The organism is Cupriavidus sp. FW306-01-F10A, assembly GCF_058782785.1.
The window spans coordinates 169,014-181,859 of record NZ_JBYSYA010000014.1 but is presented as its reverse complement, the minus strand read 5'-3'; the positions used below and the strand labels follow the sequence as shown (position 1 = coordinate 181,859).

Below are 12,846 nucleotides of genomic sequence, written 5' to 3'. Positions count from 1 at the left end.
AACTACACGGGCCGGTCTGGCCGTCTAAACGACGCTCAGACTTTACCGCACTGGTCTGGTTTGAACATACAAGCGGCCCGGGCGGCTTCAGCCGCGCGCGATCTCGCCGATCACCGCCGACGCCGCGACAAAGCCGAATACCGCCGTCACCGCCACCGACGAGCCAAAGCCCGCGCACGCCAGCCCCTGCGGGCCGCGCATGGCTGGCTGGCCCGGCTGCCCGTCCAGCGGCGGCGCCTCGTCGATCTCGCAGGCCTGCTGCTCGGGTTCGGGGTATTGCAGCGGCTCGTCCGAATAGACGGCGGCGATGCCGAACTTCTTCTTCGGGTCGCGCGTGAAGCCCCATTGCTTGCGCAGGCCGGCGCGCACCTTGGACAGCAGCGGGTCCTGGATCGTGCGCGCCAGGTCGTCGATGCGCACGCGCGTGGGGTCGAGCTGGCCGCCCGCGCCGCCGCAGGTGATTACCGGCACGCCCTGGCGCCGGGCCCAGCCAAGCATCCCGGTCTTGACGCGCACTGCGTCGATGGCGTCGATGACGTAGTCATAGCCGGCGCCGAGCAGCCCGGGCACGTTGTCCGGCGTGACGAAATCATCGACCTGCGTCACCTGGCAACGCGGGTTGATGGCCACGATGCGCTCGGCCATCGCCTCGACCTTGGCGCGCCCGTAGGCATCGCCCAGCGCATGGATCTGGCGGTTGGTGTTGGACAGCGCGATATGGTCCAGGTCGATCAGCGTGATGCGCCCGACCGCGTTGCGCGCCAGCGCCTCGGCCGCCCAGCTGCCGACGCCGCCAATGCCGACCACGCACACGCTGGCCGCCTCCAGGCGGGCCAGGCCGGCGGCGCCGTAGAGCCTTGCCACGCCGCCGAAGCGGCGGTGGTAGTCATCCTCGGCCGGGCTTTCGTGGGTCAGCGGCTTGGGCAGGCCGGCCAGGTCGTGTGCGGCATCGTTCATGCTGGAGGAATCGGGTCAATGGAGAGCGGCTGGGGGTCGGCGCCTGGCTGCGCCGGGGCAAGAATCCGGCATTTTCCGGCGGCGATGTCAGCCAATCCCCGACAAAGACGAGAAGCGCGCAACTATACAATAGACGTGCAGTGGTCCGTTCGCCGCCCCGCGCTGGCGTGGGCGGCCCCGGCCCTGCCCCCCGCCAGACAGGAGAGCCCGCCTCATGCCCGTGCGCCGCAAGGTTGTTCTGTGGAGTGTGCTGACACCGGTTGCGCTGATCGCGCTGCTGGTGGTCGTGATCCTGACCTTCGACTGGAACCGCCTCAAGCCCTGGCTCAACGACCGCGTCACCGAGGCCATCGGCCGCCCCTTTGCCATCAACGGCGACCTGACCGTGACCTGGCGCCGCGGCGAAGGCGAGAAAGGCTGGCATACGCTGGTGCCATGGCCGCGCCTGTCGGCGCGCGACATCACCATCGGCAATACCGACTGGGCCAAACAGCCTCATCTGGCGACCGTGCGCGAACTGATCTTCGTGCTGCGTCCGATACCGCTGCTGGCGCACCAGATCGCGGTGCCGACCATCGTCGTCGACAGCCCGGCGGTGTGGCTGGAGCGCCTGCCGGACGCCCGCAACAACTGGACCCTCGAGTTCGGCCCCAAGAAGGGCCCGTCCGAATGGGAGCTGGATATCGGCGAGGTGGTGCTGGCGCGCGGCAACCTGGCGCTGGCCGACCAGTTCAAGAAGATCGAGCTGCAGGCGGAGCTCGACACCATCGGCGGCAGCCCGCTCTATGACAAGGCCCGCGACGGCGCGCTGGTGGCGCCCGAGGCCTCTGCGGTGCCGCCAGGGCCCCCGGCCAGTGCACCCGGCGCGGCCAGGGCAGCCTCCGCGCCAGCGGCTTCGGCGCCGGGCGCTTCCGCCCCGCCGGCCACGGCCAAGGGCCCCGACGACCGCTACGGCGTGCGCTGGAAAGCCACCGGCCGCTACAACGAGGCCACCATCAACGCCAGCGGCAAGGCCGGCACGGTGCTGAGCCTGCGCAACACCGACGTGCCGTTCCCGCTCCTGGCCGATGTGCGCGTGGGCACCACCCGCGCCGTGATCGAAGGCACCGTGACCAACCCGGCCCACCTGGCCGCGCTGGACGTGCACCTGACCCTGACCGGCGACAGCATGGCCAAGCTCTATGCGCTGACCGGCGTGGTGCTGCCGTCCACGCCCCCCTACCAGACCCGCGGCCGGCTGATGGCGACGCTGCGCAAGCAAGGCTCGATCTACGAATACCAGAAGTTCACCGGCCGTGTCGGTGGCAGCGACCTGTCTGGCACGCTGACCTTCACCAAGCGCGAGCCGCGTCCGCTGCTGGCCGGCACCCTGGTGTCCAACCAGCTGCGCTTCGTCGACCTGGCCCCGCTGATCGGCGCCGATGCCAAGCCCGGCCGCCCCGCCAAGGACAGCCCGGTGGCTCAGCCGACCGACAAGGCCCTGCCGGTGGCGCCATTCCGCACCGAGCGCTGGGACGAGATCGACGCCGACGTGCGCTTTACCGGCAAGCGCATCATCCGCGATGCCGACCTGCCGATCACCGACCTGGTCACGCACCTGAAGCTGCAGGACGGCGTGCTGCTGCTGGACCCGCTGAATTTCGGCGTGGCTGGCGGCAACCTGGTGTCGACCATGCGCCTGGACGGCAAGCGCGAGCCGATGGGGGCCACGGTCGACATGACCGCGCGGCACATGAAGCTCAAGCAGCTGTTCCCCACCTTTGACCTGATGCGCACCAGCATCGGCGAACTCAACGGCAGCGCCAAGCTCTCGGCCACAGGCAATTCAGTGGCGGCGCTGATGGCCTCTTCCAACGGCGAAGCCAAGCTGCTGGTCGAGAACGGCACGGTCAGCAAGTTCCTGCTTGAAGCGATGGGGCTGAACGTGGGCAGCGTGGTGATCCGCAAGCTGTTCGGCGACAGGCCGGTGCGGATCAACTGCGGCGTCAGCGACTTTGCCTTCACCGACGGCATCGCGCGCGCGCGCACCTTCGTGCTCGATACGGAAGATGCGGTAATCGAGACCACCGGCGGCATCGACCTGCGCAATGAAAGGCTGGCGCTGACCATCCACCCGGACTCCAAGGGCCTGCGCGTGTTCTCGCTGCGCTCGCCGCTGTACGTGGGCGGCACCATGAAGAAGCCGTCCGTCAGCCCCGATATCGGGGTGCTGGCGCTGCGCGCCGGCGGCGCGCTGTCGCTGGCGCTGCTGGCACCGGTGGCGACGGCGGTGCTGCCGCTGGTGGACCTGTCGCCGGGCGGCGAAGACAACCTGTGCGCAACGCTGCTGGCCGACCTGCGCAAGCGCCCGGTCGCGCCGCCGCCGGGCAAGACCTACAAGGATCCCAGCACCGGCAAGACTGCCGGCATGACCGCCGGCAAGCCGATCCCGAAGGAAACGCCGGGCACCGCCGCGCAGGCTGACGCCCAGACCCGCGAGCCGGCACGCCCCAGCGAGCGCGAGGTGCGCAAGCCGGCGCCAGCGCCGGCGCGCCCGGACAGCGACGCCCTGCACAAGGGCGGTTGAGGTGCGCGCAACCAGTGCACTGGCGCGTCGCCTGGCGGCCACATGTCCGCCATTGTCTGAAGCAAAATCGCAACACTTTGCCACGCTGCGACATCCTGCCGCACGCAGCCGTTGTGCCGCGCCCACGCCGGGCGCATAATTAAACGGCCATTTACAAGAAGTTTAAGCATGGCAAGCATCGGGTGCGGTGCGGGTTCGCCCGCTGCATCCTTCTGAAGGCGCGGCTGCGGCCGCCCTTTGTTTCCTCTTTGTTTCCCGCCTCGGCACGGCCGCCGGCCGCCATGAGCGCGGCCACCGCGAGCCCCCGTTCCCATGTCGCTGCCGCACGCCGCCGTCCCGCCGATCACCTGGCTGATCGCGCTGACGGTGTGCAACCACGTGGCCTTCAACGCCAGCCGCGTGGTGGTGTCGCTGTTCGCGATCTCCCTCAAAGCCTCCACCGTCACGCTCGGCGTGCTGATGTCGCTGTATGCGCTGCTGCCGATGCTGCTGGCAATCCGCGCCGGCAAGCGCATCGACGAGATCGGGCCGCGCAAGCCGATGACCGCGGGCTCGCTGATGGTGGTGGCGGGCACGCTGCTGCCGGCGCTCTGGCACGACCTCGGCGCGCTGTACCTGTCATGCGCGCTGATCGGCGTGGGCTTCATGCTGGTGCAGGTGGCGATGCAGCTGCTGATCGGCCAGGTCTCCACCAATGAGACCCGGCTGCGCAACTACACCTGGCATGCGCTGGGGCTGTCGGTGTCCGGCACGCTCGGGCCGGTGACGATGGGCTACGTGATCGAGCATGCGGGCTTCCGCCCCGCCTTCATGGTGCTGGTGGCGGTGGCACTGGTCGGCCAGGCCGGCCTGCAATGGCTGCGTCCGCGCCTGCCGGCGCACGGCGGCAATGCCGGGCGCATCGCCATCGAGGACGGCAGCCGCCGCTCCACGCTGGACCTGCTGCAGCAACCCGAGCTGCGCGCGGTCTTCATCGCCAGCGCGGTGCTGTCCGCCGCATGGGACCTGCACGCCTTCCTGATCCCGATCCAGGGCTCGCGCATCGGCCTGTCGCCGTCGTCGATCGGCTGGGTGCTGGGCGCTTTCGCCATTGCCACCTTTGCCATCCGCGTGGCGATGCCGGCGCTGTCGCGCCGGCTCTCGGAATGGAAGATCATCCGCAGCGCGCTGCTGGTGGGTGCGCTGGCCTACCTGGCCTACCCCTTCGTCACGCAGTTCTGGCTGATGTGCGGGCTGGCCTTCGTGCTCGGCCTTGCGCTGGGCAGCGCCCAGCCCAATGTCATGAACATCCTGCACACGGCGTCGCCGCACGGGCGCGCCGGCGAGGCACTGGGGCTGCGCTCGGCGGTGCTCAATACCAGCCAGGTGGTGTGGCCGCTCACGTTTGGCGTGGTCGGCACGGCGCTGGGCATGCTGCCGATCTTCCTGTCGATGGCGGGCGCGATGGGCGCGGCCGGTTACTACTCGCGGCGCCAGGGGCGCAAGGTGCTGCCACCGCCGGTTTAGCCCCGCGGCAGGTGGCGCTGCCGATACGCTTGTCGCCACGCAAATGCGATCCCCGATGCATTCGCTATACTCGAATCAGCCGGACCTGCGGCCCCGCCCCCGGGCGCACCGCGCATCCCGACCGATATCCTGATGATTGCGACATGACTCAACTTGCCGACCTTCGCCGTACCTATGTGCTGGGCTCTCTGTCCGAAACCGACGTGGCGCCCGACCCGCTGAGCCAGTTCAAACGCTGGTTCGACGAGGCGGTCACGGCCAAGCTGCCCGAACCCAATGCCATGACCCTGGCCACGGTCGACGCCGACGGCCAGCCATCCGCGCGCATCGTGCTGCTCAAGGGCATCGACGACCGCGGCTTCACCTTCTTCACCAATTATGAAAGCCGCAAGGGCCTGGACCTGGCGGCAAACCCGCGCGCGGCGCTGCTGTTCCACTGGGTGCAGCTGGAGCGCCAGGTACGCGTCGAAGGGCACGTCGAAAAAGTCTCGGACGACGAGAGCGACGCCTATTTCGCCACGCGCCCGCTGGGCTCGCGCGTGGGCGCCTGGGCCTCTGCGCAAAGCCGCGAGGTGCCCGGCCGCGACGTGCTGGAGCAGCGCGAGCAGGAATACCGCAGCAAGTTCGGCGAAAACCCGCCGCGCCCGCCGCACTGGGGCGGCTACCGCCTGGTGCCGACCGCGCTCGAGTTCTGGCAGGGCCGCCCGTCGCGGCTGCACGACCGCATTGCCTTCCGCCTGCAACCCGGCGGCGACTGGCAGATCGTGCGGCTGTCGCCCTGAAACGGTTGGCACGCGCCTGAACATGCGCCAACTGCGCCGAACGGGTCGGTAGTGGGGTCTTCCGGACGGTGCGCTGCACAAGCTGCGGAATTGGACTAAAGTGAGACCGGCGTCGCTTGGTTACTCTTTTCTTGCAGCGCTCGAGACGGATTGGGCAAGGTTCCAGCTCAGTACCAACCTTGTCTGATGCGTCGGCCGCAGTGTGTGCCGCAACCATCGGGAGGTAAAGCGCATGTTCTTCAAGCAAGCCCTGGAAAAGCAACTCGACAACTGGATCGCCGACCTGCGAGAGAATGCCAATCTGCCGGTCAGCTTGCGGCTGTGGAATGGCACCGAATACCCGCTCGGGCACTTCGACAAGCCGGCTGTCACGCTGACCGTACGCGAAGCCGCGGCCCTGCCGCTGCTGCTGACGCCGAGCCTGGACAACCTGGGCGAAGCGTATGTGCAGGAGAAAATCGACTTCGAGGGCAGGCTGACGGACATCATCAAGGTCGCCTACGGCTTCTCGGCCGCGGCCACGCACCGCGCCGGCGGCGCGCTGTTCAAGGTGGCGCAGCACTTCACGCATACCAAGCAGGAAGACAAGAACTCGATCCAGTACCACTACGACGTCTCCAACGACTTCTACCAGCTCTGGCTCGACCCCAACATGGTCTACTCCTGCGCCTACTTCGAGCACGGCGACGAAGACCTGGCCACGGCGCAAATCAAGAAGATCGACCACATCCTGACCAAGATCCGGCTGCAGCCGGACCAGACGCTGCTCGACATCGGCTGCGGCTGGGGCGCACTGGTGCTGCGCGCCGCGCAGAAGTTCGGTGCGCGCTGCGTGGGCATCACGCTGTCGCAGAACCAGTTCGACCTGGCCACCGAGCGCGTCAGGGCCGCGGGCCTGTCCGACCGCATCGAGATCCGGCTGCAGGACTACCGCGACACCGCCGGCACCTTCGACCGCATCACCAGCGTCGGCATGTTCGAGCATGTGGGCAAGGACAACCTGCCCGGCTACTTCAGCCGCATCCGCGAACTGCTGGCCGACGACGGCTATGTGATGAACCACGGCATCACCTCGCCCGACCCCGACAACGGCGCGACGCCGATGGACGGCGCCGAGTTCATGGACCGCTATGTGTTCCCGCAGGGCGAGCTGCCGCATATCGGGCTGGTGCTGCGCACGCTGCAGCAAGGCGGGCTGGAAGCCTTCGACGTCGAACTGCTGCGCCGCCACTACGCGCAGACGCTGCACTACTGGGCCGACAACTTCGAGGCCCGCGGCGACACCATCCGCAGCCTGGTCGGCGAGAAGAAATACCGCATCTGGCGGGTCTACCTGGCCGGCTGCGCACATGCCTTCGAGACCGAGAAGATGTCGATCTACCAGGTGCTCTGCCACAAGGCCGGGCTGCCGGCCGATACGCTGCCGTGGTCCCGCCGCTATATCTACGACCAACCAATTGGCCGCAACGACTGAAGGCAACGCTGACGTTTGACTGAAGACCTCTTTGGCGGGCTGCCCCTGCCCGCCCCAACTGCCCCTCCGGAACGGCCCGCTTCCCACCCGGGCGCGGCCGTCCCGCCCGCCCCCTCCGGCAAACCTGCGCGTGGCAAGAGCGTGCAACCCGCACAGGCGGACGAAACCCTGCGCGCGCTCGCTGCGCAGCTGCCATCGAACCTGTACTTCGGCACGTCCTCCTGGGCCTACCCCGGCTGGAACGGGCTGGTCTATGACGGCGAGTACGGCGACAGCCTGCTGTCGCGCAAGGGCCTTTCCGCGTATTCGCGCCATCCGCTGCTGCGCGCCGCCGGCATCGACCGCGGCTTCTACGGGCCGATCCCGCTGGCGGACTACCTGTCCTATGCCGCGCAGGTCCCCGACGGCTTCCGCTTCCTGGTCAAGGCGCCCGCCAGCGTCTGCGATGCCTGGCTGCGCGGCTCCGACGGCGCCGGCCGGCTGGCCAACGCCGCCTTCCTCGATGCCGAGATCGCGGTGCGCGACTTCATCGTGCCCGCCACCAGCGGGCTGGGCAGCAAATGCGGGCCGCTGCTGTTCCAGCTGTCGCCGATGGGTCCGCTGGCCGACAGCGCCGTGTTCCTGGAACGGCTCGATGCCTTCCTGGGCGCGCTGCCGGCACTCGATCCGTCGATCACCCCGCATGCGTGCTACACGGTAGAGCTGCGCGACCCGGCATTGCTGACGCCACGCTATATCCGGCTGCTGCGCCGCCACGGGGTGCGCTTCTGCCTGTCGGCACGCGACCGCCTGCCGCCGGTGCCGCGCCAGGCCGCGGCGCAGGCGCTGATGGACGAGGAAGCGCCAGGCCCGCTGGTGCTGCGCTGGATGCTGCATGGGGGCCGGCCCTACGCCTACGCGGAAAAGCTCTACGCACCCTTCGACCGCATCGTCGACGACGACCCCGACACCCGCCATGCCATCGCCGATGTAGTGGCGCGCACGCTGCGCGCGGGGCAGCCTGCCATCGTCATTGTCAGCAACAACGCCGAGGGCTGCGCGCCGCTGAGTTGCGTGCGCCTGGCCGAGGCGATCATTGCGAGGCTGGCGCGGTGAATGGCTGGCGACCGGTGCACAGTGGCCGATAGGACGCTCCCGCGGGCAACGGCCATCACTGCCTGAAGACTTGTGCATAATGTGCACAGCTGGAGGCCATGCGCTTGTCGCCACCCACGCGATCGGCTTGAATCGGGGCACCTTCCGACCGAGGAAGGATGGAGACGACGATGCCCCTTCCCACTACGGCGCGCACACCGGGCCGCGCCGCCCTGCCGCAGCTGCTTGATCCTGCCTCGATAGCCGTGATCGGCGCCTCGCGCGATACCAGCCGCATCGGCGGCGTGGCGTTGGACCACCTGCAGCGCCTTGGATACCAGGGCCAGGTGTATCCGGTCAATCCGCGCTATGGCGAGATCGCCGGCCTGGCGTGCTATCCCGATATCGAATCCGTGCCGCAGGTGCCTGACGTGGCGGTGCTGGCGCTCGGCGCGGACGAGGTGCTGCCGCAGCTGCAGCGCTGCCATGCCCGCGGCATCCGTGCCGCCATCGTCTACGCCTCGGGCTTTGCCGAGGCCGGCGCAGCGGGTGCCGGGCGCCAGGCCGCACTTGCGGCCTTCGCCCGCGACAGCGGCATGGCGATCGCCGGACCCAACTGCATGGGGCTGGCCAACCTGACCACGCGCGCCATCACCGCATTTGCCACCACCTTCCGCGCGTTCCCGCCGCAGGACGGCCCGGGTGCCGTGAGCCTGCTGACCCAGAGCGGCAACGTCTGCGCCATCGTCTACGCCACCGGAAGGCAGATGGACGTGGGCTTCCACCAGTTCATCAATACCGGCAACGAAGCCTGCCTAGACTATGCGGATTACCTCGACTACCTCGCGGACGATGCGCAAACCGCGGCTGTGGTCGGTTACGTTGAGGGCCTGCGCAACGGCAGTGGCTTCATCGAAGCCGCGGCGCGCCTGCGCGCGGCAGACAAGCCGCTGATCCTGCTGAAGGCCGGCGAGAGCGAGGCGGGATCGGCGGCTACGCAATCCCATACCGCTGTGCTGGCCGGCAACCAGGCCATCTACCGCGCCGCCTTCGCCCAGGTCGGCGCGATGCAGGCGAGTGATCCGACCCACCTGACCGACCTGGCATACCTGGCCGGCTTCCGCCAGCGCAGCGCGGGGCGCCGGGTGGTGGTGGCTTCCGTGTCGGGCGCGATGGGTGCGCTGTCGGCTGACCTGCTCAGCGCGGCCGGACTCGACGTGCCGCGCCTGCCCGAGGCGGTCCAGCAGCGCCTGCTGGCGGGCGTGCCGGAGCTCGGCGCAGTGGCGAACCCCGTCGACCTGACCGGCCAGCTGTTCAACCGCAGCGGCCTGGCCTACGCCGTGCTCGACAAGCTTGCCGCCACTGACGGCATCGACGTCATCTTCCTCTACGCCACCGCCTACCTGCTCGATCGCGTGGCCGACGAGCTGATCGAGGTGGCGGGCAAGACCGATCGCCTGATCGTGGTCGCCACCACGGGCGAGCCGGCCAGCCGCGCACGGCTGGCCGAAGCCGGTGTGGCGCTGTTCCCGGATTGCGCACGCGCGGCGCGGGCCCTGGGCACATACGTGGGCTGGCTCGGCACGGCGGCGCCGACCGCGCACTGGATGGCGCTGCGCGCGCGGGCCGGCGCCGACGCGGCCGCCCGTGCGCCTTCCGCCGCCATGGACGAGCACCAGGCCAAGCAGTGGCTGGCGGGCTTCGGCGTGCCGGTCGGCGCGGAGGCGGCCGCGGCCACGCCCGACGACGCCGCGCGCGCCGCCGAAGCCATCGGCTTCCCGGTCGCAGTGAAAGTGCTGAGCCCGGACATCGTGCACAAGACCGAGGTCGGCGGCGTCCGGCTGGGACTGGCCAACGCGCAACAGGTGCGCGAGGCGGCGGCCGAGGTCGCTGCCGCCGCCGCGCAAGCCCTGCCGCAGGCACGACAGCGCGGCGTGCTGGTGCAGCAAATGGCGAGCGGCGTGTGCGAGCTGATCGTCGGCGTAACGCGCGATCCGGTCTTCGGCCCGGCCATGACGGTAGGCATGGGCGGGATCTTCACCGAGATCTTCCACGACGTCGCGCACCGGCTGCTGCCGGTGGACCGCGCCATGGCGCGCGACATGCTGGCCAGCCTGCGCGGCTACCGGCTGATGACCGGCTTCCGCGGCAAGCCCGCGGCCGACATCGATGCGGCGGCCGACGCGATCGCCGCGCTCTCCGACGCCACCATGTCGCTGGGCGACAGCCTCGCCGAAATGGAAGTGAATCCCCTGCTGGTGCGCGCTGCCGGACGCGGCGCCGTCGCCCTCGATGCCCTGGTCCTCGGCCTGACGGCCAATCCATGATCCGCCAACTGGCACGCAAGGTGGCGCTGCAGCGCCTCGGCACCGAAGCCGAAGTCTCCGGCCTGCTGCAGCCGGGCTTTCCGGAAGCATACGGTGGCGCCCCATGCGATGCCTTCTATCGCATGATCCTGTTCGAAGAGCGCGCCTGGGGCGGCTCGGGCGGAATCGCCTCGGGGCTGTTCTCGCACACCATCGGCGCGCCGCCGATCGCCGCGGTGGGCAGCGAAGCGCTGAAGGCGCGCGTGCTGCCGCAGATCCTTGCCGGCGAGAAGATCTCCGCGCTCGCCATCACCGAGCCCGACGCCGGCTCCGACGTGGCGCAGCTTTCCGCCAGCGCGCGGCGCGAGGGCGGCCACTACGTGGTCAACGGCACCAAGCTCTACAGCACCTCAGGCATGCGCGCCGACTACTTCACCGTGGCAGTGCGCACCGGCGGCCCGGGTTCCGGCGGCGTGTCGCTGCTGCTGATCGAGGGCGATACGCCGGGCCTGGCGCGCACGCCGCTGAAGAAGATGGGCTGGTGGGCATCCGACACCGCGCAGCTGTTCTTCGACGGGTGCCGCGTTCCGGTGGAGAACCTGATCGGCGAGGAAGGCAAGGGCTTTGCCGCCATCACGAAGAATTTCAACCACGAGCGGCTGGCGCTGGCCGCAGCCGCTTGCGGCTATGCGCAGGTCTGCTTCCATGACGCGCTGGCGTGGGCGCGCGGACGGCGCACCTTCGGCAAGCGGCTGGCCGACCACCAGGTGGTGCGCCACCAGCTGGTGGACATGGCCACGCGCATCGAATCCACGCGCGCCCTGCTGGACGACCTGGCCGCGCGCCTGGACGACGGCGCCGCGCCGGTGGCGCAGATCGCGATGGCCAAGAACATGGCCACGCGCACTTTCCAGTTCTGCGCGGACCGCGCGGTGCAGTTGCTGGGCGGGATGGGCTATATGCGCGGCAGCCGGGTGGAGCGCCTGTATCGCGAGGTCGAGGTGATGATGATCGGCGGCGGCGCCGAGGAAATCATGAAGGACCTGGCAGCGAAGCAACTGAGCCTGTAGCAGGCTGCGGACGGCGTCGCCAGGTGCCGTCCGCAGCCGCCTTCCTCTTACTCCAGCCGCACTCCGCTTTTCTTCACCACTTCACCCCATCGCACCGCTTGGGCCTTGATGAACGCCTGGAACTGCTCCGGCTTGCCGCCGACCGGATCAATCCCATAGTCGATCAGCCTTGACCGTACGTCAGGCTGCTGCAGCACCGCTTCCATTTCCCGGGCCAGCCTTGCCTGCACCGCCGGCGGCGTCATCGCCGGTGCGATCAGGCCGATCCAGCTGCCTGCCGTGACGCCCGGATAACCGGCTTCGGCCATGGTCGGCACCTCCGGCGCGGCCGGCCAGCGCGTCGGGCTGGAGATCGCCAGCGCGCGCACCTTGCCCGCCTTCACCTGCGGCATCATGGTCTGCACCGAATCGAAGATGATGGCGACCTGCCCCGAGAACAAATCAGGCAGCGCCGGCGCAATGCCCTTGTAAGGCACGTGCGTCATCTTCATGCCGACCGACTGCGCGAACAGCTCGCCCGCCAGGTGCGCGCCGGAGCCATTGCCGCTGGAGGCAAAGGTCATCTTCGCGGGATTGGCCTTGCCCCAGCCCACCAGCTCTTTCACCGTGGTCGGCGGCAGCTGCGCGCTGGAGACCAGCAGCAGCGGAATCCGCCCGATCATGCTGACGCCGGTGAGGTCCTTGAGCGGGTCATAGCTCATCTTCGGATACAGGCTCGGGTTGATGGCGTGCCCGGCCACCACCACCAGCAGCGAGTAGCCGTCCGGCGCGGACCTGGCGACGTTCTCCGAGCCGATCATGCCGTTGGCGCCGGGGCGGTTCTCCACCACCACCGGCTGGCCGATGCGTTCCGCCAGCTTCTGCATCACCAGCCGCGTCACGGCGTCCGACACACCACCGGGCGTGTACGGCACGACCACGCGGATCGGGCGGTTGGGATAAGCGTCGCCCTGCGCCATGGCGGGCATGGGGCCGGCGAGGCTGCCTGCGGCCAGTCCTGCGAACAGGCCCAGGCATAGCTGGCGCCGGATGCGCGTGTCGGGCTTGGGTCGGATCATGTCTCCTCCTGGTTGCGCGCGCCAGTGCCGGCGCGCAAGGTCTCTGGCCGGGT

Annotated in this window: 8 protein-coding genes and 1 pseudogene; 7 read left to right on the top strand and 2 right to left on the bottom strand. The window is 69.2% G+C overall.

The window, feature by feature from the left end; all coding sequences use genetic code 11:
* Nucleotides 1-87: 87 nt before the first annotated feature.
* Nucleotides 88-957, bottom strand: a complete 870-nt coding sequence (gene tcdA, locus AC3WLF_RS20660; RefSeq protein ID WP_492358750.1) for a tRNA cyclic N6-threonylcarbamoyladenosine(37) synthase TcdA — start codon at nt 955-957, stop codon at nt 88-90.
* Between the two features lie 214 nt (nt 958-1,171).
* On the opposite strand from tcdA, the gene AC3WLF_RS20655 reads away from it, so the two are divergent.
* From AC3WLF_RS20655 to AC3WLF_RS20625, 7 genes and pseudogenes are all read left to right on the top strand, one after another.
* Nucleotides 1,172-3,523 (top strand): AsmA family protein, encoded by a 2,352-nt coding sequence (locus AC3WLF_RS20655; RefSeq protein WP_492318765.1) that lies wholly within the window; start codon nt 1,172-1,174, stop codon nt 3,521-3,523.
* Between the two features lie 312 nt (nt 3,524-3,835).
* A complete protein-coding gene (locus AC3WLF_RS20650) occupies nt 3,836-5,029 on the top strand; it encodes an MFS transporter (RefSeq protein WP_492318766.1) in 1,194 nt (397 codons plus the stop codon).
* A gap of 143 nt (nt 5,030-5,172) precedes the next feature.
* Complete coding sequence (gene pdxH / locus AC3WLF_RS20645) at nt 5,173-5,811, top strand: pyridoxamine 5'-phosphate oxidase (RefSeq protein WP_492318767.1); 639 nt, start codon at nt 5,173-5,175, stop codon at nt 5,809-5,811.
* A 232-nt stretch (nt 5,812-6,043) separates the two neighbouring features.
* On the top strand, nt 6,044-7,285 hold the full coding sequence (locus AC3WLF_RS20640; RefSeq protein WP_492351533.1) for a class I SAM-dependent methyltransferase: 1,242 nt from the start codon (nt 6,044-6,046) through the stop codon (nt 7,283-7,285).
* 15 nt (nt 7,286-7,300) lie between these two features.
* Nucleotides 7,301-8,380 (top strand): DUF72 domain-containing protein, encoded by a 1,080-nt coding sequence (locus tag AC3WLF_RS20635; protein ID WP_492318769.1) that lies wholly within the window; start codon nt 7,301-7,303, stop codon nt 8,378-8,380.
* Nucleotides 8,381-8,550: 170 nt separating this feature from the next.
* Complete coding sequence (locus AC3WLF_RS20630; protein ID WP_492358749.1) at nt 8,551-10,686, top strand: acetate--CoA ligase family protein; 2,136 nt, start codon at nt 8,551-8,553, stop codon at nt 10,684-10,686.
* A gap of 59 nt (nt 10,687-10,745) precedes the next feature.
* Nucleotides 10,746-11,735, top strand: a pseudogene (locus AC3WLF_RS20625) (acyl-CoA dehydrogenase family protein); the annotation flags it as partial.
* Between the two features lie 47 nt (nt 11,736-11,782).
* Here the strand turns inward: AC3WLF_RS20625 and AC3WLF_RS20620 are convergent.
* On the bottom strand, nt 11,783-12,793 hold the full coding sequence (locus AC3WLF_RS20620; RefSeq protein WP_492358748.1) for a tripartite tricarboxylate transporter substrate binding protein: 1,011 nt from the start codon (nt 12,791-12,793) through the stop codon (nt 11,783-11,785).
* Nucleotides 12,794-12,846: the final 53 nt, after the last annotated feature.